We start from the raw sequence: 20,925 nt of genomic DNA, 5'->3' as shown, positions 1-20,925 counted from the left end.
AATTTTCTTAAAGTTTGAGGGAATCAAAGTTTTTTGGGAATACTATAATTTTTGCAGATATTTCTTTGATTTTCAGGTTTCTTTTACTATTTAATCAGATGCTTCGACTTCGCTCGGCATGACAATGTTAAATAGATAATTGAAAAGCGTAATATTTGATATTGTTATCCTAAACAAAAGTGAAGTATCTAAAGCCTTTCGCGATTTTACATTATAAATAATTTCCTCCGATAAAAACCAAAAGATCTCCCTTTTCATATTCAATAGAAACTTCATTATCAATGGCAAAGTTGCGTGTTCCCAATCTTTCCGTGATGCTTAAATTCTCATTAGTCAAAGGCCAGTTTAACCCTTTTGTGGTAATATTTTCAACGATCGGAAACGGATACAGGGAAATCATCTTATCTTTTACATCCTTTAGGACTAAATTTTTGGGAATGAAATAATACTCTGAGAATTCATCATAGAATCTGATCTCCATTTGATCTTTAAAAGCATACGCAACGGTAAGGTTTCCCAGAAAATGATCCTGCTCTCCGCCGCTTCCACCCAAAACATCTACATGACGGATTTCTTTTTCCAGCATAATTTCCAGGGCTTTGTGAAAATCGGTTTTATCCTGGTCCGGTGTGTAAATGAATTTTTCTTCATAAATATTTTCATCGGCACCGGAATGGGAATCAAAATCCCCGGAAATGAAATCAAGCTTGTTCAAAGGAAAACCCATGGTTTTAAGGTAATGAAAAGCCCCGTCGGTACAGGCGATAAGGCTATAATTTTCTATATCCGGAAAAGATTTCGGAGCGTCCCCATTAATGAAAAGTAATGCTTTATCTTTCATTCGGGTTCCAGTATTCTTCTGGTTCGTTATTCAGTTTGGAAACATATCTTGCCAAAACAAAAAGGTAATCGGAGAGCCTGTTCAGGTATTTGATCAGTTCCGGACGTACTTCTTCGGATTCATTTAAAAAAACCAATGAGCGTTCCGCTCTTCTGCAAATAGTTCTTGCGGCATGTAGAAAAGTGGCAGATTTTCCGCCTCCGGGAAGGATAAAGTATTGAAGAGGTTCCAGTTTTTCGTCAAAAGCATCCATCCAATGTTCCAACTCTTCGATTTCAGTTTCAGCAATCATTAATGTCAGACGTGATTTTCCGTTCGCTAACATCAATTTATCAACCGGAGTTGCAGCTTCCGATCCTACGGTAAAAAGATCGAACTGGATTTTCTTTAGTTGCTGTAACACTTCAGCGTCTTCGATATGGCTTTTGGCGATTCCTATGAATGAATTCAGCTCATCGATATTTCCATAGCTTTCTACTCTTGCACTGGCTTTGGAAACTCTTGTTCCCCCATATAATGCAGTCTGACCTTTGTCTCCTGTTTTAGTATAAATTTTCATACCTACTAAATTACTTTTTTCAGACCAAGCTTACAAAGCTTTTCAGGAGTTTTTACATTAAAACTATGCAACCCATCTTCCGGATTTCTTCATATATCTTATCAGGAAATAATATCCTGCAAAGATGAGAATGAAAATAAAGGCTAAAATATTTCTGAAGTCATCATTGCCATTGGTCAATTGAGGATATTTAAAAAGAAGGATCAACACAATCCCACACAGCCAGATAAACTGGGTATTATATTCTTTGATGAGCCATCTTTTCCATTTGAATTCCATGGAAGCAAAGGTTTTATTCAAGCCTGAAAGATTGGGAATCCACCGGTGGACTTTTCTGGTATATTCTTCAAAATCATTTCCGAATTTATTTCTCAAAAAGTTTTCTTCTGCTAAAACGATGCATTGATAGATAAAAAGGAAAACGGGCATCACCACAAAAGTATAAATCAATGAATTCGCCAGAACACCTACTCCTAAAAGCATCAAAATATTTCCTACATACAATGGATTTCTGACATGATTGAAAATCCCTTCCGTAACCAATCCGTCCGCATACACTTTTTTATCTCTTCCACCTCTTACAATATAAGCCAGGCCAATGGTCCCGCCTCTGATCAACTGCCCTAAAACGGTAATTCCAAGACCTAACATAATGGCGATCCAGTAATGATCCGGACCTAGTTTTTCTCCAAATAACGGCGGTGAAGGAATAAATAACAGCAGATACAGGACAATAAAAAGAAAGTTCCTGTACTTAAAAAAGAAATTGCCTATCTGTATCATAATTTTTTTGCAATAATACCGGTGAAATTATACCATTTGAAAAATACTTCCGCTTCATCAAATCCCGCTTCATGCAGCATATTGATATTTTCGCTGGTTTTATAAGGAATGAGCACATTTTCCAGCGCTTCTCTTTTTTGCGAAATTTCGAGCTCACTGTAGTTGTTTCTCCGTTTGAAATCGTAGTAATAGTCTATATATTCGCGGTTGAATGACTTTTCTTCCGTAAGAACTTTCTCAATAAGGATGAATACTCCGTTCTTCACCATTCCGTCACCGATCTTTTTCACAATATTCAGGCGATTAATGGGACGGATAAATTGTAACACCAAAACCATCGTTACTACAGAAGCATTTTGTACGGGAACTGTTTGGGTAAGATCGGCTACCTGAAGGTCCACATCACGGTTAAGTTTGAAATTATCCAGCTTTTCTCTGCATTTAAGGATCATTTCTTCGGAATCATCAATCCCGATGAACCTGATACCTTCCTGAACGGTTTTATCCATTAAAAGCATTGTGGTGCCTGTAGAACATCCCAAATCGTAGACATGACTTCCGGGTTGTGCATGGTTTCCTGCCAATTCGCTTGTCATCCGTTGCAATTCGTCATAAAACGGAACCGAACGGCTTACCATATCATCAAAAACGCCGGCGACTTTATTATTGAATTCAAAGTCCGAAAGGTTCTCCAGTTTCTCTCTGAATACCTGATCTGAATTAATTGCTTCTGACATAAATTTATATTTTTCAAAAGTATTGAACACACTTTGAATTGAGTATTAATTTTACGAGGTCCTTTCTTTAATTTCCCGTAACATTTCGCTGTTATTCAGTGAGTTCAACATATTGTGTTTTATCATTAGTATGCTATATTAAACGCAAATAACGGCCGGATATTCTTACAAGCCATCAGATTTAATTATAATTATTTGTTAAACTTTGCTTCAAATAAAATGACCGGTTAAAAAACCGGCCACTTTCAAATTATTTATCTACCTCAACATATTGCAAAACTATCTGGTTCCCGGGATTATAAATGATGGTACTCTTATTAGGAAATCTCTTCAATTTATAATACTCTATATTTTTATCGGTTTTAATATCTTCCAGAATACTTGTATCAATGGTATTTGCCGGAAGAAATTTTTCTATAAAGCTTATTTTATCAATAATGTTTTGTCCATCAATCTTTCGGGCAGTTTTATCAGACCTGCTTTCGTCTGTAGTGGGCTGGTTTTCCAAAAACGGGAGTAAGGCTGCTTTGTCTGCTTTATATTTGAAAATATATCCTTCTGAACCATTAGGAAATGTAAAATTCCTTCCTTTCGCTTCGGTTACTATTGACGCACCGGAACCCGGAAAAACTTCATTGAACTGCACATCCTTTGAATTGGTGAGAGAATTGATAGATTCATCAACCGTTTTCTTCACTGTTTCTTCCACTGCCTTCTGCGCTTTTTCCTGAACGGCTTCAGTGGTTTTCTGAACGGTCTGATCTATTTTTTCTTCAATTTTATTGCATGATAGTACTGAAAGAGCTGCCATAACCGGCAGAATGTATTGCTTCATTTTCTGAGAATCAAAATTATGTGTTTCTTTTATTTCTAAACGGAAAAGATTTCATGATATTTTACATTGAAAAAATATTTTTTCTTATTCAAAATCCTACTGACAAACTGTTGTCATTACCCCCTCTTATCTTTGTCTTAACATTAACAAATAAAACAAAAAATTATGACAACTACAGCCACAGCTACCAAACAATTTATGACTTCCGAGCAATTATTGAACCATTGGCAGGGACACAGAAACCTGACCAGAAGAATCATCGAAACTTTCCCGGAAAAAGAATTATTCGAGTTTTCCGTTGGCGGAATGAGACCATTTTCAAAATTAGCGGTAGAGCTGATCAGCATTGGCGGACCTGCATTGAAGGGAATTGTTGAAAGAAATATGGAAGGGTATAGTGAAGAAGGATTTGCTCCCAAAACAAAAGCAGAGATTTTGGAAAGATGGGATAAAGAAACTGAAGTGATCAATCATTATTTCAACCAGATCTCTGAAGAGCGTTTCCAGGAAACTTTTAATTTGTTCGGGCAGTATGAATTCCCTGTGTTTGAAAATATTCTATATTTTGTAGATAACGAAATCCACCACCGCGGACAAGGATATGTATATCTGAGAGCGTTGGGTATTGAACCGCCTTTCTTCTGGGAGAGATTTTAGGCTTGCGCTTCAGGCTTAAGTCCATAAAAATAAATTTTGACTATCATTTCCAGGCTTCTGCTTGTTGATCAGGATCTAAAGCTCTCTTTTTTATTCAAATTTATTATAAGCTGAGCCCGGCCGAATGGCCGGGCTTTTTATTGATGCTTTTCCGAAATTGTTTTCAGCAAATGATTTAATTTTATTTTAAGACTTTCGGGCTCCAAAACTACAGCATAATCGGCAAAAGTGATCAACCAGCGTGGAAAGCCTTCTTCAATCCAATCTGTTTCAAAGGTAAGTTCTACCTTATCTTCTCTGTCTATTTCTTCGGTGAGGCCATAATATTTTTTAGAATTGACAAGATGTCCCATGATCTTTTTTTCAACCAACAGTTTCACTTTAGTAGCATTTTGTCCCGGACTCCTTCTGTAATCATTGATCTGCCCGTATTCCTGTGAAAACGGATTCTGTGTTTTAGAAATTTTCAGAATCCTATCTACCCTGAACTGCCTGAAATCTTTCCGCAGTGTACAGAAAGCCATAATGTACCAATAATTGAACTCAAAGAAAACACCTACTGCTTCAATGGTCCGGTTCGTAATTCTGGAATCAACGGTTTTATATTCTATATTTAACTGGGTTTTCTCTGCAATACTTTCCAGAATGGTTGGAATGACATTTTTAATGGAATCTTCAGATTTAGGCTGATAATTGAAAATACTGATTTGATTTTCAATATGTTGAATTAAATTCCGGTCAGAATATTTCAATACGGAACGTACCTTTTCCATCGCGGTCTGATAATGGCTTCCCAAACTTTGATGGGAAAATTTCTGCATCAGTTTTTCAGCGGTAATAAAGCTTAACACTTCTTCTTTGGTGAACATCACCGGTGGAAGCTTATATCCATCCATCAAAGAATATCCATTCCCAGCTTCTCCAACAATCGGAATTCCTGCATTTTCCAATGTTTTTACATCACGGTAAATCGTTCTGATGCTTACATCGAATTTCTCTGCCAAATCCTGTGCTCTTACCAAAGGTTTTGACTGGAGCTGAGTGAGGATGGCAGTTACCCTATCTATCTTTTTAAGATAATGATCATTCATGAGGAAGTTTGAGTTTTAATTTTCTTTGTATGTATTCACCAGCTTATCCAGATTCAAGCTTCTTGCTGAAGCATCGAAAATCTCACGGTATGTTCCATTCATCTGAACGAGCTCATCATGGGTTCCGCTTTCCACCACTCTTCCTTTTTTCATGACGTAAATGGTATCGGAATCTAAAATCTGGGATAAAGAATGGGAAATGATAATCACCGTTCTTCCCACTTTTATAGCATCCAATGAATTTTTGATCTGCTCTGTGGCAATAGCATCCAAACTCGCTGTTGGCTCATCCAGGAAAATAATAGGCGGATTTTTCAGGAATAATCTTGCGATGGCAATTCTCTGCTGCTGACCGCCGGAAAGCTGTGTTGCATCATGTTGATACTGATCCGGCAACTCTACAATCTGATCATGTAAATAAGCTTTTTTCGCTGCCTCCTGAATTTCTTCAAGGCTTGCATTCATATTTCCGTAACGGATATTGTCTTCAATACTTCCCTGGAAAATGTGATTCTTCTGAAGAACCAGTCCCAAATCGTCTCTGAGGTAAGTATTATTATAGTTATTGAGATCCACTCCATCCAACAGGATTTCTCCGGAATCCGGAAGATAAAATTTACACAACAGATTGATGATGGTAGACTTCCCGGCTCCACTTAATCCGACAAGAGCCGTAGTTTTACCGCTTTCAATGGTCATGGAAACCTCATGTAAAGCCTGAGTTCCGTTAGGATAGGTGAAATTTACGTTCTTAAGTTCAAATTTCCCTTTAATCTCTTCTTCTCTGAAATCTCCATTCGGTTCTTTCTCATTATCTGCATTTAAAATATCAAAATATCCTTCAGCATAAATCATTGCATCATTCATATCATCATAAATACGGTGTAATTGACGAATGGGTGCCGAAATATTATTGAAAAGCATAATATGAAGCATAATTGCTCCGATGGTCATTTGCTGATCCAATACAAGATAAACGGTCAACAAGATGATTAAAACCACTCCGAATTGTTCTATAAAAGTCTTTAAGCCGTCATAAATAAAGTTGGTTTTTCTTGTGAACATCTGGCTTTCCATGAGCTGCATCTGCAAGTCATATTGTTTTTTGCCTTCAAATTTTTCACGGACAAAGCTCTTGATCACCATAATAGAATTGATCAGGTTTAATAAGCCGGACGTTTTCTGCTCTCTCTGATTTCTCAATTGTCTTCGGACTCCGCTTAATTTTTTAGCCTGTAATGAGCTTATGTAAAAATAAATCGGGATAATAACAGTTGAAACGGCTCCTACATATACATTCTGCATGTACATAATTACAAGAGCAATGATGGCATTGGAAAACAGCGGGAGAATATCAATGAAGAAATTCTGTACCAATCTTGTTAGACTTTCAATTCCTCTGTCAATCCGGATCTGTAATTTTCCAGATTCATGGTTTTCATCATTGAAATACGCTACTCTGTACGTCAGGATTTTATCAATCGCTGATTGCGCCAATACGGAACTCACATTAATTCTGATCTTTTCCCCATAAAATTTCTGTCCGAAATTAATGAAGATATTTAATAATTCCTTTCCTAATAGGATAATGGAAATCACTACCAGAATATGGATGCCTTCTGACATAGGATGTGGAAGATGGGTTAATTTTGTCACCTCATCTACCGTGTATTTCAGGACAATCGGGTTCACCTGACCGGCAAGAGCTCCCAGAAAAGTCAGGAACAAAGTCCCATAGATCATTAATCGATAAGGCCTGATAAATGGAATAAGCTGTTTATAGATTCCAAATAAAGTAACTGTTCGGTTAAAAGGTTTTGCCATGAATTGTATGAACTAAAAACGTACCGTTTCAAAAGAAAAAGGTACGTTTTATTATGTTTTTTAGCAAATGTTTTCATTCAGTTTTTGAATATCTGAATATTACTTTCATTCATTGTCTATATTGAGATGCTTTCCGTCAGTTCGAGTGTTTTTCCGTAGCGAAAGTGAAGGAAAAATGTATCGAGAACTGGTCTCAGAGGGCAAGGTCATGTTCTCGATACAAAATTCTTTCAGAATTTCACTCGAACTGACGGGCTTTTGTCATCGATATTAAAAAAATAATGACTATCCTTCGTAAAAATACGTTGTCAGATAATGCAGTTCCGGTTTGCTGGCTGCTTTAGATTCCGCTTCTGCCTGTTCCGCGGTATATTGAGACGTAATTTCTTTTTTCTGGAATACGAATGAATTGTTGGCATTTTTATCTACTACCTCTGTAAAAATATGCTCAATATCAGAATTAGCTAAAGAAGCAAAACTGATGTCTTCAAAACCATACATTAACCTCAAATCATCGAATTGTTGGAAATTATTATTCACAAAACTCTGAAGCTGGGATTTGGAATCAAAGTTTCCGGCCCAGATATTATAGGCATAATGTTTCTTTTTAGGTTTATCCAAAATGCTTTGATATACGAAATTTTCTCCAAGATAGGCTTCTCTTACCTGCGGATCATTCGCCAAATCTTCCGGAAGTCCTTCTTTCAGGATTCTTCCCTCAAACATGATATAGGTTTTGTTGGTAATCGCTAAAGTTTGCTGAACATTATGGTCGGTAATTAAAATCCCGATATTTTTGTCTACCAAACTTCTTACGATTTTCTGAATATCTTCTACGGCAATCGGGTCAACTCCTGCAAAAGGCTCATCCAAAAGGATAAAATTAGGACTGGTTGCCAAACATCTTGCAATCTCTGTTCTACGTCTCTCCCCTCCGGAAAGAAGGTCTCCTCTGTTTTTACGAACGTGCTGGAGCGAGAATTCCTCAATCAGCTCATCACATTTGATCTGCTGTTCACGCTTGGAGAGTTTGGTAAGTTGTAATACTCCCATGATATTCTCCTCTACAGACAGTTTTCTGAAAACGGAAGCTTCCTGCGCCAGGTAACCGATACCTTTCTGAGCTCTGCGGTACATCGCATCGGTAGTGATTTCCTGTTTATCCAGAAAAATTCTGCCTGAAGTCGGCTTAACCAAGCCCACGATCATATAAAACGATGTGGTTTTCCCGGCTCCGTTCGGGCCAAGCAAACCAACAATTTCTCCCTGCTGAACTTCTACAGAAACGCCTTTTACCACTTTCTTAGGACCGTATTCCTTGATTAAATTTTCTCCGCGTAAAATCATAGGAGCAAAGATAAAGTTTTTTTGAATTTAAATTTTAGATTACCTGTGTGAGGCCAAAGTTTTATGATATTTTAATATGAAGTATTTTTAACGCAAAGGTTTGGAGTTTTTTACAAGAGGTTCTTTTTAAGTTCGCAAAGATGCTACACTCAGCAAAGTTTTCTTTATTATCTCAAAGAATCGGAAGATTTATGCGCATGACTTTTAAAGATTAAGTTTAATTTCAATTCATGACCTTGTAACGACTCATGTTTTTATCCGACTGATTGGAAAACAATCCACTTCACCTTAAAAAATATTAAAATGGAAAATTACGGTTATACCAATTCAGACAACACTCAAAATCAACAAACCAATGTTCCTTACCGTTCAGAAAAAAAAATCCCGGCTGCTTTATTGGGAATTCTTGTCGGATGGCTGGGCTTGAATAAATTTTATTTAGGCTATACAAAAGAAGGAATTATTCAAATTGTTCTTAACATAGTTACAGCGGGATTCGCCTCTATCATTCCTTTTATAGAAGGTATCATGTATTTATTTATGAGTGATAAGCAATTCGATGACACCTATGTTCACGGGAAAAAAGCTTGGTTTTAATATACAATACCAGTCTATTTCCATATATTTATCAACCAATCAATAGAATAAAGTATGGAAAACAACAAAGAATTAACCGAGCTTTTAGCACTGGATCTCGGCATCAATATTGTCGACCGAAGGCCTTACGCCAAAGAGGTTTTCAAATGGCAGGATATGGACCTGCTTCCCCATTCTTCCACGGACACCTTACTTTGTGAAATTTTTGAATGGAACGGAAGAAACTGGAGAACAACCGGAAATAACCTGATCGGGTATTTATTTTCGAGCGATGAGCTAAATACGGTTAAAAACCAATTGATCAACATTCCCAGAAATCCTGCACTTATCCCGGATTTTGAATTCAATAAAGAAAGCATGATTGAGTATGGATTTACTTTACCTTCTTTGTTCAATATTAGCATTAATGGCAATATCAAAAATGCTAAAGAATTTTCTGTAAAGGTAAATGGAGTTACCAAATCCAGGATTACCAATATAGATTCTCCCGGTATTGAGATTTTAAAGAATTATTTTGCTTTTACACAAAATAAGACCAAGACATACAGGAAAAACATCAAATTTAATTATCTAAGTACTTCGTTATTCTATGCTGAAAGTGTAGAGATTTTCCTTGAAAAAGAGTCCGGAATCGGCTTGGATGTCAGCTTTCAGACTCAAGATGTAGAAGTGGACGCTAAAGTTGATACGGATATTCAGAAACATTTTGTATTAAAATATTCCGGAAACCAGGCTCCTTTTGCGGCTAAGTTTACCAAAGGAAAGGATTTCAATATTATGTAAACTACAGTTATAAGTTGAGAGTTATGAATTATGAGTCTGAACTGGTTGTTGGCTCAAGGTTATAAGCTAAAATTACTTATAATTCATAACTCTCAAATTTATTATTTGTTCAAAAGTATGGCTGCTTCTTTGGCGAAATAAGTAAAGATCATATCTGCTCCTGCTCTTTTGAAACATGTTAAGCTTTCAATAATGGTTTTATCATTATCCAGCCATCCGTTCTGAGCTGCCGCCTTTACCATCGCATATTCTCCACTTACATTGTATACTGCAATCGGAAGATCAATAGCTTCACGAACTTTAGATACAATATCGAGATAAGGAAGCCCCGGTTTGATCATAATGATATCCGCTCCTTCATCAATATCCTTGAAAACCTCATTCAATGCTTCACGGGAATTATGAAAATCCATCTGATAGGTCTTTTTATCTTTCGGGATTTCCATATTGTCTTTCGGAGCGCTGTCTAATGCACTTCTGAAAGGTCCGTAGAATGAACTTGCATATTTAGCGGAATAGCTTAGAATACCCACATCCGTAAATCCGCTTTCTTCCAAAGCTTCACGCATTACCAGTACTCTTCCGTCCATCATGTCGCTTGGTGCCACAATGTCTGCTCCGGCTTCAGCGTGGGATACTGCCATTCTGGCCAGTGCATCATTAGTTGCATCGTTCACAATTTTTCCGTTTTCAATAATTCCATCGTGTCCGTAAATGGAATATGGATCTAAAGCTACATCCGGCATTATAATCATTTCGGGAACAGCATTTTTTATAGCTCTAATCGTGGTCTGCATTAAGCCGTCTTTATTCCATGCTTCTTTTCCTGTATTGTCTTTCAGGTGTTCTGAAACTTTCATGTACAGGTTCACTGATTTCACTCCTAAAGAAAATAGCTCTTTACATTCTTTCACCGTTAAATCTATACTCCGCCTGAAAATCCCCGGCATGGACGCGATGGGTTCCTGCTTGTTTTCGCCCTCCATTACGAAGATGGGCATTACAAAATCATTGGTGGCAAGATTACTTTCTCTTACGAGGCTTCTGATAGATTCGTTTACTCTCAGTCTTCTATTTCTTGAATGTATCATTTTTGGAATACTTTTTGAATAAGTTTATGCAAATTTACTATAAAGTTCTGCAAAAAACTATTGCAGGAAAGAATAGAATTTTTTATTTTTGTTTGTGATAATATTTCGAGAAATTAGAATTTGATGAAAAAACTTTTACTTTTATTTATCTTTTTGGGCACTTTTGTTGGGTTTTCCAGCAATTTAAAATCACAACAATTCAGGGAGCCTTCTACCGCCTCACAAAAATCTGATGACGGTGTTCTTATTGCTTTTCCTAATCCGGCTAAGGACTATCTTATCGTAAAGGCAAAAGATTCTTCTTTAAAGATTAAAAGCGTTATCTTCTACTCTATTTTGGGTACGCAGGTAGCGAGTTATTCCGTGAATATGAATTCAGGGGAAATCAACATCGAAAGATTAAAGCCTGGTAAATACTTAATTCGATATATCCTGAGTGACAATACCCAAAAGGTCACGCAGATCGTAAAACAATAAAATACAATCCTGATAAACATCAGGATTTTTTCTTTTTAAACCCATCCTGTTTCATTATTCCGTAACTTTCGGGAGATTTTTATACTAATTACAGAAAAGTAACTTAATGTTAAGAGCTGAACATATTACTAAGACCTATAATGCAGGGAAAAAAGTAGCATTGGACGACTTCAGTATACATGTACCCAAAGGAAGTATTTACGGGCTTTTAGGGCCTAACGGAGCAGGAAAAACTTCATTCATCCGTATCATCAATCAAATTACGCAGGCGGACTCAGGAAACATATGGATTAACGGGGATCAGCTTAATCCGAATCATATCAAAGATATTGGTTATATGCCTGAAGAAAGAGGGCTTTACAAAAACATGAGTGTGGGAGATCAGATTCTTTACTTCGGAGAACTGAAAGGAATGAGTAAAAACGATGCTCTAAATGAAGCGAAGAAATGGTTTGAAAAGCTGCATATTGACCAATGGTGGAAGAAGAAGCTTTCTGAACTTTCTAAAGGGATGGCTCAGAAAATCCAATTTGTGGTAACCGTTTTACACCGACCTCATCTGCTGATTCTGGATGAACCTTTTTCAGGATTTGACCCTGTGAATGCCAATTTGATCAAAGATCAGATCATCGATCTTAAAAATAACGGAACTACGATCATTTTATCTACTCACAGAATGGAAAGTGTGGAAGAAATGTGTGATTATGTAGCTTTAATCAATAATTCCCAAAAGATTATTGACGGAAGGGTATTTGATGTAAGGGAAAAATTCAAAAAGAATATTTTCGGGGTTACTCTTTCGGAAGTGAATAATCAGCATCTGGATACTTTCAAAAGCAAATATGAGATCTCTAATTTTTCTCATGAGAATAATCTGGTTTCATTTGATCTGAAGAATACCGGAGATCAAAACCATGTTCTTTTGGATCTGGTACATGTTGGAAAGGTACGCTCATTCGATGAAAAGATTCCAAGCATGAATGAAGTGTTTATTAATGCCGTAAGTAATCATTCTTAATTATGAATAACATTTTTCTTATTACAAAAAGGGAGTTTCTTACTCAGGTTAAGAAAAGATCCTTCATTATATTAACACTATTGGCTCCGTTAATGATTATTGCTTTCGGAGCGGTCATCGGCTTAATGTTTAAAGCCAACGAATCTCATAATGTCATTCAGGTGGTTGATAAAAGCGGGCTTTTTAAAGGCCAGATGAAGTCAGATGATCAACTTAATTATGTTTTTATTTCTGATGCCAATGAAAATGCTAAGATCAACGCTTTAAAGGATGATGAATCATTAAACGGAATCCTTATTCTCCCGGAACTTAAAAATCACAATTATGATGAACTGGAAAAAAATACAAGGCTTGTTGTAAATAGTAAAATAGGTTTTGATACCAAGCAGCGTATTGTTTCCGATATTACCAATGTGATTAAGAAGGAAAAGATGAAGCAATTGGGTATTGCCGAAACTCAATTGGATAACCTGGATAAAAGCTTCAGCCTAAAAACAATCAATGTTTCCGAGAATAATAAAGAAGATTCTGATCTTGCTTTTGGAGTAAAAACCGGCTTAAGCATGGTTCTGATGTATGTAACGTTTATGTTTATCATCATTTACGGAGTAAGGGTTATGAGAAGTGTTCTGGAAGAGAAAAACAACAGAGTTGTTGAGATCATTATTTCTTCTGTAAAACCCTTTGAACTGATGATGGGGAAAATATTAGGGGTAACCATGGTTGCTTTAACCCAATTCGTCATTTGGATTACCATGTCTGTTATTGGAGCTTTGATCTTAAATACAGGCTTTTCATCCTTACAAAAGAATATCCCGGGTGGAAGTGAGGAGCTGATGAGCAAACTGGATATTGCCCAGATTGCCACACAGGTTTCCCACAGCTTACTGGAGCTTAACTTCCCGCTGATCATATTTGTATTTATTGTTTACTTTTTATTAGGCTATATATTTTACAGCTCTATTTATGCGGCAATTGGTTCTGCAGTGGATAATGAGACAGAAACGCAGCAATTCACCTTATTTGCTATTTTACCACTAACTTTAGGGATGTACGGTAGCTTTTCTTTGATGAATAATCCGGATGGCCCTTTAGGTTTCTGGCTGTCTATCATTCCGTTTACCTCTCCTGTAGCCATGATTGCAAGGATCCCTTTTGGAGTTCCTGTATGGCAACTGGTTCTATCTATAGCATTATTGTTGGGAACAACTGTTTTTATGATATTTCTTGCCGGGAAAATCTATAGAGTAGGTATTTTAATGTATGGAAATAAAGCAACGATGAAAGAGCTTTGGAAATGGATTAAAGGATAAAGTTTATAGTTTACCGAATATAAAAAATAAATCCCGGAAAGTAAATTTCCGGGATTTTATATTGAATAAATATATTCTATTGGAATATGTAGCTTAAGCTTAATCCAATCACCTGCTCGGATTTTCCTTTAGAGGTTCCACCCTTTTCTTGTGAAAGGTCAGGATAAGTATTGGATACTCCGAAATCATATTTCAGGGCAAATTCCAATTGTCTCTTATAACTGTATCCTACGCCGACTCCTATAGCAAAGTTAAAGCTTGCCGCTTTACCGCTCACACCCGGCTGAGTAGGGTCTACTACATCCGGATCATAGTATGGTCTTGAAGCAGGAGCATTTTTAACATTCTGGCTCAACAAGAAATTAAATCTTGGCCCTACCATTCCAAAAAACTCAGATTCAGCTTCTGAAAAATAGCCTTTGAAATAAACTGGTACACTTAAATAATTGTTGGCATACACTGCATCATAACCATCGGCTCCTTTAGCATCTTTATCCTTTCCTGTTTCTCCTGCTCCATAATACAGAACTTCCGGCTGAAGATAAAACTGGTTATCGCCTCCCAGCGGAATTAAAGCTAATGCTCCCCCGTGGAAAGCAAATCTTGGTCCTGAAGGATTATGAGCATTCTTTACTCGGGAATAGTTACCTCCGGCCGTTACACCGAACCTTGTACTGCTAAAGTCAATCTGTGCGAATGATAATGTGGAAAGCGCCAAGGCGGAGGTTAATAAAATTTTTTTCATATCGTTTGTTTTGAATTGTTATGCTAAAACTTTTGCAACTGTTGCCCCTATATCAGCAGGAGAATCTACAACATTGATTCCGTTTTCTCTCATGATCTCCATTTTTGCCTGAGCTGTATCTTCAGCACCTCCTACAATAGCACCTGCGTGTCCCATTGTTCTTCCTTTAGGAGCAGTTTGTCCGGCGATGAAACCTACAACCGGTTTAGTAGATCCGCTGGCCTTATACCATCTTGCTGCTTCAGCTTCTAATCCACCACCAATCTCACCGATCATTACTACAGCTTCGGTTTCAGGATCGTTGATGAATAATTCCAAAGCTTCTCTGGTAGTAGTCCCGATGATTGGGTCACCACCGATACCGATTGCAGTAGAAATACCGAATCCAGCTCTTACTACCTGATCAGCAGCTTCATACGTTAATGTCCCTGATTTTGAAACGATACCTACTTTTCCTTTTTTGAAAACGAAACCAGGCATAATACCAATTTTAGCTTCCTCAGAAGTAATGATTCCTGGACAGTTCGGGCCGATTAATCTGCAATCTCTGTCAGCAATGTAAGATTTTACTTTTACCATGTCTGCTACAGGAATACCTTCAGTAATACATACGATTACCTTAATTCCTGCTTCTGCAGCTTCCATAATAGCGTCTGCCGCGAATGCTGGTGGTACAAAAATGATACTTACATTAGCTCCCGCTTTTTCAACAGCATCAGCAACTGTATTAAATACCGGCTTTCCTAAGTGCTCGCTTCCTCCTTTTCCCGGAGTAACACCACCTACTACGTTGGTTCCGTATTCAATCATCTGACCTGCATGGAAAGTACCTTCGTTCCCTGTAAATCCTTGTACAATTACTTTAGAATCTTTGTTTACTAAAATTGACATTTTATTGTTATTTAAATTTATTTAATGAATTTATTAATGCTCACAAATTTACTTATTTTTCTTTGATTACAGATAAAACTTTGAATTTGTTTATTTGAGATTTCTCAGCTTTACTTCTTTTTTCAAATACGTTTTAAAATCTTCTGCAAACATCCCGATATAGGTACCTTTTTCAAGATCTCTGTTCACACCGGTCTTTCCTAACAATACGGATCCGCCTTCAATTTTGTTACCGGAGGCGATACCTACTTGTCCCCAAAGCGTCACTTCATCTCCTATCACACAACATCCTGCAATACCAACCTGAGAAGCAATCAGACATTTCTTACCTATCACGGTATCATGCCCAATCTGGATCTGGTTATCTAAAACGGAACCTTCTCCGATCACTGTAGAGGCTGTGACTCCCCTGTCGATGGTACAATTATTTCCAATTTCCACATTATTTTCGATCACGACATTTCCTACGGAAATAAGGCGGTCGAAATTCCCGTTCAGTTTGCGGTAATAGAAAGCATCACCTCCAAGCACGGTTCCGGATTGAATGATAACACTATCTCCAATCTCCGTTCTGTCTCCTATGACCACGTTTGGGAAGATAAGGGTGTTTTTCCCTATTTTCACATTGTTTCCAATGACAGCAGTGCGATGGATTTTAGTTCCTTCGCCAATTTCCACATCATGAAGCTCTTCCGTGAAGTTATATATTCTTGTAAAGTGGGTATTGATCCTGTTAAAATCCCTGAAAGGATCTTCAGAAACCAGAAGCGCCTTTCCTTCCGGACATGCAACTTCCTTATCAATTAAAATAATAGTTGCTGCTGAGTTTAACGCTTTATCGTAATATTTCGGATGATTAACAAAAACAATATCTCCTGGCTGTACCATATGGATCTCGTTGGTTCCCAATACCTCGAAATCTTCAGGCCCGATAAATTTCGCGCCTACCAAATCGGCAATAGTTTTAAGTTTTTGTGGAGAATGGAATCTCATAATTAAGCTGGAAGTTAAAAGACAGAAGCTGGAAGACTTCCTGCTTCCAGCTTCCAGCTATAGTTTAATATTTTATTCTTTTACTCTTTCTAAGTAAGAACCGTCTTCTGTACTTACTTTGATTTTGTCTCCTGGTTCAATGAACAAAGGAACCATTACTCTTGCCCCTGTTTCCACGATTGCATTTTTAAGAGCATTGGTAGCTGTGTTTCCTTTTACGCCCGGATCAGCTTCGATAACATCTAGATATACGGATTGAGGAAGTTCTGCAGAAAGCGGAGTTTCATCAACCTCTTTCAAGATGATCGTTACTTCTTCTCCGGCTTTCATAAACTGAGAGTTTTCAATCATTTCTTTATTCAAGTATAATTGAGAGAAATCATCATTGTTCATGAAGTGGAAACCATTTTCATCATCATAAAGATATTGGTATTTTCTCGTGATCACTTTTACCTCATCAATTTTATGACCGGCAGAGAATGTATTATCAATTACTTTTCCGTTGGTTACTGATTTCAATTTTGTTCTTACGAAAGCAGGCCCTTTTCCGGGTTTTACGTGAAGAAACTCGATTACTTTATAAATATCATTGCTGTACTCAATACAAAGTCCTTTTCTGATATCGTTACTTGTTGCCATTAATTTATTTTATCTTTTATTGTTACTTGTTTATTGGCGAAAAAGCGAAATCGCAAATTAGCCTTTTGCTGTTAGCTTCTCTTATTATTCTTTTCCGGTTCCGTATCCTTTTACAATACCTCTTGGAGAGTTTTGGATAAACTGAAGGATTTCATCCCTTTCAGCGGTTGGAAGCATTTCTTTTTCGATGTATGAAATGGCTTGGGAAACATTCATTTTCATCTGGAAAATAGCTCTGTAGATTTTTTGGATTTCAAAGATTTTTTCATTGGTAAACCCTCTTCTTCTCAATCCTACGGAGTTGATCCCGGCATAAGACATCGGCTCTCTTGCTACTTTTACGTAAGGCGGAATATCTTTTCTTACCAGCGTTCCTCCCGAAATCATTACATGCTTCCCGATTTTTCCGAACTGATGAACGGCACTAAGACCACCCATTACGGTATAATCTCCGATTTCCACGTGTCCCGCAATACCGCAACCGTTTACAATGATCACATGATCACCGATAACACAGTCGTGAGCAATATGAGAAGTGGCCATAATCAGACAGTTCTTGCCAATCTTGGTATATCCGAGTGCTTTTGTACCTCTGTTTACCGTTACACATTCCCTGATCGTTGTTTCATCACCAATAATTACCTGGGTATCCTCACCGTCAAATTTCAGGTCCTGAGGGATTGCGGAGATTACCGTTCCGGGGAAAATCCTGCAGTTCTTCCCTATTCTCGCCCCATCCATAATGGTTACATTGGGACCGATCCAGGTTCCTTCTCCGATTTCCACATCTCCTGCAATTGTAGTAAAGGGTTCTACAATAACGTTTTTGCTGATTTTCGCACGTTTATCTACGGCTGCTAATTGATGAATCATTTAATCAACTTTATTTTTTGCAACTTGCGCCATTAATTCTGCCTCTACAGCTACTGTATCTCCTACATATCCGTATCCTTGCATGTGTACAATACCTCTTCTGATAGGCTCAATCAATTCGATTTTGAAAATGATGGTATCTCCCGGAACTACTTTTCTTTTGAATTTTACTTTATCAATTTTAATAAAATACGTAGAATAGTTTTCAGGATCCGGAACGCTTGCCAATACTAAGATTCCTCCTGTCTGCGCTAACGCTTCCACCTGTAAAACTCCCGGCATTACCGGCTCTTTAGGGAAATGCCCCACAAAGAACGGCTCGTTCATCGTTACATTTTTCAGACCTACTACATGAGAATCTGAAAGCTCAAGAATTTTATCGATCAATAAGAACGGCGGTCTGTGCGGCATCAAACGCATGATTCCGTTAATATCAAAAACAGGTTCTTTAGTTAAATCAAAATCAGGAACATTTTTCTTTTTCTGCAGTTTCCACTGACGGTTCAGTTTTTTCGCAAACTGAGTATTTACATAATGTCCCGGTTTATTAGCAATAACTTTTCCTTTTATTTTTACTCCCGCTAAAGCCAAATCACCAATTACATCCAATAATTTGTGTCTTGCCGCTTCGTTAGGATAATTTAAGGTAAGATTATCAAGAATTCCGTTGGGTCTGATCGCAACATGATCTTTACCGAACGCCTTCTTTAATTTTTCTGTTGTATCCGGAGTTAAATCTTTATCTACATATACAATGGCATTGGAAATATCTCCACCTTTGATCAATCCGTGATCCAAAAGCATTTCCAGCTCATGTAAGAAACTGAATGTTCTTGCGGATGAAATTTCTTCCTTAAACTCGGAAATATTTTTTAATGTCGCATTTTGGGTTCCTAAAACTTTAGTCCCAAAATCCACCATTGTGGTAATTTCGTATGTATCTGAAGGGATAATAGTAATTTCTGATCCCGTTGCCGGATCTATATAGTTCAGAACTTCTTTCACCACCAGATATTCTCTGGCTACATTCTGTTCTGCTACTCCCACACTTTCAATAGCTTCTACAAAAAATTTAGAAGATCCGTCTAAGATCGGAGGTTCTGAAGCATCCATTTCAAGGATGGCATTATCTACATCACATCCTACCAATGCTGCTAAAAGGTGCTCGCAAGTAGTGATTTTTACACCTAATTTTTCTAATGTTGTTCCTCTTTCAGTTGCTACTACATAATTTACATCTGCTTCAACCTGAGGATGTCCCTCTAAGTCTGTTCTAACGAACACAAAACCTGTATTTTCTTTTGCGGGCTTAATGGTCAATTTTACTTCTTTACCAGTATGAAGGCCAATTCCGGAAAGCGTTACTTCTTCACGGAGTGTTTTTTGCATATCACTCATTAGTTTTATCTTTTGAGTTATTCTCAAGATTATTTATTCTACTTACGATTTCTGTGAAATTCCTGAAATGAACATAGTTCCTACGGAAGTCTGATGCAGAGATGGCCGGAGATCCGTATAATACATCGCCATCCTCAACATTATTATTGACACCACTCTGGGCCTGAATTTTAACCTGGTTTCCGATATTGATATGTCCTACAATACCTACCTGCCCTCCGATCTGGTTCCAGTCCCCGATAACGGTAGATCCGGCAATTCCGGCTTGTGCAGCAATCACATTGTTCTGTCCGATTTTCACATTATGGGCAATCTGGATCAGGTTATCTATTTTAGTTCCTTTTCCAATAATGGTAGAACCGATTGTAGCTCTGTCTATACTACAATTGGAACCTATTTCCACATCATCTTCAATAATTACATTTCCTAATTGAGGAATTTTTTTGAAACCATCGGGTGTCGGCTGGAAACCAAAACCATCTCCGCCTACTACCGTATTGGAATGAATGACACAATTGTCTCCAATCACACAGTAATCATAGATTCTCGCTCCGCTGTCGATTTTGCAGTTTTTACCTATTTTCACTCCTTTTCCTACATATACGTGGGGATAGATCTGAGTTCCCTGTCCTATTTTAGCTTTTTCAGAAACATAGGTAAACGCACCAATATATACTTTTTCACCAATAACAGCAGTAGAATGAATGGAAGATCCATCTTCGATTCCTTCTTTTCTACCCTGCATCTCCTGATACAGATTCATGAGAATCTGAAAAGAAAGATAAGCATCTTTTACGGCAATAATAGTGGCGTTATAACTATTCTTTTCTATAAGCTTTTCTGAAACAATAAGTACCGAACACTTGGAAGTATCTAAAAAATGTGAAAACCGATCCTGTGCTATAAAAGAAAGATGGCCAGTTTCTCCATTCTCAATTGGTGAAACGCCAGTAATAAGTGCATTCTCGTCACCTATTATTTTTCCGTCTATAAAACTTGCAATTTGCGAAGCTGTAAATTCCATATTCTGCAAAGATAAGAAATTCTATAATTCGCAAACATTTTTTAGTTTCAGGACTGCAATTTTAATATTCTTTAAGAATTAATTTTATAGAGTTCTCTCGGATAGGTCAGAATATACCTCGTTGTTTTATTCACCATCAATCCCGACAGAAGCTGATCTTCGGATTCATCCATTCTGATTTTTTTGTTGTTTTTCTGCAACAGGTAAATAGGTTGTTTGTCTGTATTATAGGGTAAAAGTTTTCTTTTGATTTCGTGTACCAATTCCTCTCCATTATCAATTCCGAAAAATTCATTGGTATTTTTTATTTTTTCTTCAATGAATTCTGGTTCAAACGGATGGGACGAAATAATGGTTTTCGGCAGGTTTCTCTGAATAACACACTGGCACCAGTATGACAGGATAAAAT

At 37.3% G+C, this 20,925-nt stretch carries 21 protein-coding genes and 2 pseudogenes; 6 read left to right on the top strand and 17 right to left on the bottom strand.

The genetic code is table 11. The features are described from left to right. Window positions 1-211 precede the first annotated feature (211 nt). The 5 genes from ACGHIN_RS11330 to ACGHIN_RS11310 form a co-directional block, all read right to left on the bottom strand. On the bottom strand, window positions 212-841 hold the full coding sequence (locus ACGHIN_RS11330; protein WP_390453506.1) for a thiamine diphosphokinase: 630 nt from the start codon (window positions 839-841) through the stop codon (window positions 212-214). Continuing rightward, entirely contained in the window at window positions 831-1,400 is a 570-nt protein-coding gene (locus ACGHIN_RS11325) for a cob(I)yrinic acid a,c-diamide adenosyltransferase (RefSeq protein ID WP_390453503.1), read from the bottom strand. The genes ACGHIN_RS11330 and ACGHIN_RS11325 overlap by 11 nt, the downstream gene beginning before the upstream one ends. 63 nt (window positions 1,401-1,463) lie before the next feature. Continuing rightward, window positions 1,464-2,183, bottom strand: a complete 720-nt coding sequence (locus ACGHIN_RS11320) for a methyltransferase family protein (protein ID WP_390453500.1) — start codon at window positions 2,181-2,183, stop codon at window positions 1,464-1,466. Continuing rightward, window positions 2,180-2,920, bottom strand: a complete 741-nt coding sequence (gene cmoA / locus ACGHIN_RS11315; protein ID WP_390453498.1) for a carboxy-S-adenosyl-L-methionine synthase CmoA — start codon at window positions 2,918-2,920, stop codon at window positions 2,180-2,182. The genes ACGHIN_RS11320 and cmoA overlap by 4 nt, the downstream gene beginning before the upstream one ends. A gap of 250 nt (window positions 2,921-3,170) precedes the next feature. Then, entirely contained in the window at window positions 3,171-3,755 is a 585-nt protein-coding gene (locus ACGHIN_RS11310) for a hypothetical protein (protein WP_390453495.1), read from the bottom strand. 165 nt (window positions 3,756-3,920) lie between these two features. On the opposite strand from ACGHIN_RS11310, the gene ACGHIN_RS11305 reads away from it, so the two are divergent. Next, complete coding sequence (locus tag ACGHIN_RS11305; protein WP_390453493.1) at window positions 3,921-4,412, top strand: DinB family protein; 492 nt, start codon at window positions 3,921-3,923, stop codon at window positions 4,410-4,412. A 137-nt stretch (window positions 4,413-4,549) separates the two neighbouring features. Here the strand turns inward: ACGHIN_RS11305 and ACGHIN_RS11300 are convergent, their stop codons facing one another. The 3 genes and pseudogenes from ACGHIN_RS11300 to lptB all read right to left on the bottom strand — a co-directional run. Then, window positions 4,550-5,503, bottom strand: coding sequence for a helix-turn-helix transcriptional regulator (locus ACGHIN_RS11300; RefSeq protein ID WP_390453490.1), 954 nt, complete (start codon window positions 5,501-5,503; stop codon window positions 4,550-4,552). Between the two features lie 15 nt (window positions 5,504-5,518). Then, complete coding sequence (locus ACGHIN_RS11295; RefSeq protein ID WP_390453546.1) at window positions 5,519-7,246, bottom strand: ABC transporter ATP-binding protein; 1,728 nt, start codon at window positions 7,244-7,246, stop codon at window positions 5,519-5,521. Between the two features lie 702 nt (window positions 7,247-7,948). Further along, window positions 7,949-8,674: pseudogene (lptB, locus tag ACGHIN_RS11290) on the bottom strand (LPS export ABC transporter ATP-binding protein); the annotation flags it as partial. A 303-nt stretch (window positions 8,675-8,977) separates the two neighbouring features. Here lptB and ACGHIN_RS11285 point away from each other — a divergent pair. Then, window positions 8,978-9,271 (top strand): TM2 domain-containing protein, encoded by a 294-nt coding sequence (locus tag ACGHIN_RS11285; RefSeq protein WP_390453487.1) that lies wholly within the window; start codon window positions 8,978-8,980, stop codon window positions 9,269-9,271. A 54-nt stretch (window positions 9,272-9,325) separates the two neighbouring features. Then, a complete protein-coding gene (locus ACGHIN_RS11280; RefSeq protein ID WP_390453484.1) occupies window positions 9,326-10,054 on the top strand; it encodes a hypothetical protein in 729 nt (242 codons plus the stop codon). A 101-nt stretch (window positions 10,055-10,155) separates the two neighbouring features. Here the strand turns inward: ACGHIN_RS11280 and hemB are convergent, their stop codons facing one another. After that, on the bottom strand, window positions 10,156-11,145 hold the full coding sequence (hemB, locus tag ACGHIN_RS11275) for a porphobilinogen synthase (RefSeq protein ID WP_390453481.1): 990 nt from the start codon (window positions 11,143-11,145) through the stop codon (window positions 10,156-10,158). Window positions 11,146-11,268: 123 nt separating this feature from the next. Between hemB and ACGHIN_RS11270 the strand changes: the two genes are divergently transcribed. From ACGHIN_RS11270 to ACGHIN_RS11260, 3 genes are all read left to right on the top strand, one after another. Next, window positions 11,269-11,622, top strand: coding sequence for a T9SS type A sorting domain-containing protein (locus ACGHIN_RS11270; RefSeq protein ID WP_390453478.1), 354 nt, complete (start codon window positions 11,269-11,271; stop codon window positions 11,620-11,622). A 106-nt stretch (window positions 11,623-11,728) separates the two neighbouring features. Further along, window positions 11,729-12,640: an ABC transporter ATP-binding protein gene (locus tag ACGHIN_RS11265; protein ID WP_390453475.1), complete on the top strand. Its 912-nt coding sequence runs from the start codon at window positions 11,729-11,731 to the stop codon at window positions 12,638-12,640. Window positions 12,641-12,642: 2 nt separating this feature from the next. After that, entirely contained in the window at window positions 12,643-13,953 is a 1,311-nt protein-coding gene (locus ACGHIN_RS11260) for an ABC transporter permease (protein ID WP_390453472.1), read from the top strand. A 76-nt stretch (window positions 13,954-14,029) separates the two neighbouring features. Here ACGHIN_RS11260 and ACGHIN_RS11255 read toward each other — a convergent pair whose 3' ends face one another. From ACGHIN_RS11255 to ACGHIN_RS11220, 8 genes and pseudogenes are all read right to left on the bottom strand, one after another. Beyond that, on the bottom strand, window positions 14,030-14,698 hold the full coding sequence (locus ACGHIN_RS11255; protein ID WP_390453470.1) for a porin family protein: 669 nt from the start codon (window positions 14,696-14,698) through the stop codon (window positions 14,030-14,032). A gap of 18 nt (window positions 14,699-14,716) precedes the next feature. Then, window positions 14,717-15,589 (bottom strand): succinate--CoA ligase subunit alpha, encoded by an 873-nt coding sequence (gene sucD / locus ACGHIN_RS11250; protein ID WP_390453468.1) that lies wholly within the window; start codon window positions 15,587-15,589, stop codon window positions 14,717-14,719. A 90-nt stretch (window positions 15,590-15,679) separates the two neighbouring features. Further along, entirely contained in the window at window positions 15,680-16,582 is a 903-nt protein-coding gene (locus ACGHIN_RS11245; RefSeq protein ID WP_390453465.1) for a UDP-3-O-(3-hydroxymyristoyl)glucosamine N-acyltransferase, read from the bottom strand. A gap of 72 nt (window positions 16,583-16,654) precedes the next feature. After that, window positions 16,655-17,221 carry an elongation factor P gene (gene efp / locus ACGHIN_RS11240; RefSeq protein WP_121460282.1) on the bottom strand — a complete coding sequence of 189 codons (567 nt, stop codon included), beginning with the start codon at window positions 17,219-17,221 and terminating at the stop codon, window positions 16,655-16,657. 84 nt (window positions 17,222-17,305) lie between these two features. Beyond that, window positions 17,306-18,094: an acyl-ACP--UDP-N-acetylglucosamine O-acyltransferase gene (gene lpxA / locus ACGHIN_RS11235; protein ID WP_121460281.1), complete on the bottom strand. Its 789-nt coding sequence runs from the start codon at window positions 18,092-18,094 to the stop codon at window positions 17,306-17,308. Beyond that, on the bottom strand, window positions 18,095-19,492 hold the full coding sequence (locus ACGHIN_RS11230; RefSeq protein WP_390453460.1) for a bifunctional UDP-3-O-[3-hydroxymyristoyl] N-acetylglucosamine deacetylase/3-hydroxyacyl-ACP dehydratase: 1,398 nt from the start codon (window positions 19,490-19,492) through the stop codon (window positions 18,095-18,097). Continuing rightward, window positions 19,485-20,516, bottom strand: a complete 1,032-nt coding sequence (lpxD, locus tag ACGHIN_RS11225; protein ID WP_390453457.1) for a UDP-3-O-(3-hydroxymyristoyl)glucosamine N-acyltransferase — start codon at window positions 20,514-20,516, stop codon at window positions 19,485-19,487. Before lpxD ends, ACGHIN_RS11230 begins: the two co-directional genes overlap by 8 nt. Window positions 20,517-20,587: 71 nt before the next feature. Beyond that, window positions 20,588-20,925: pseudogene (locus tag ACGHIN_RS11220) on the bottom strand (HD domain-containing protein); the annotation flags it as partial.

Origin of the sequence: Chryseobacterium barbadense (genome assembly GCF_042849955.1) — a bacterium.
In the GTDB taxonomy this organism is placed as follows: domain Bacteria; phylum Bacteroidota; class Bacteroidia; order Flavobacteriales; family Weeksellaceae; genus Chryseobacterium.
Note: the sequence above shows the minus strand (reverse complement) of the source record. Positions and strands in the feature narration are given on the sequence as shown.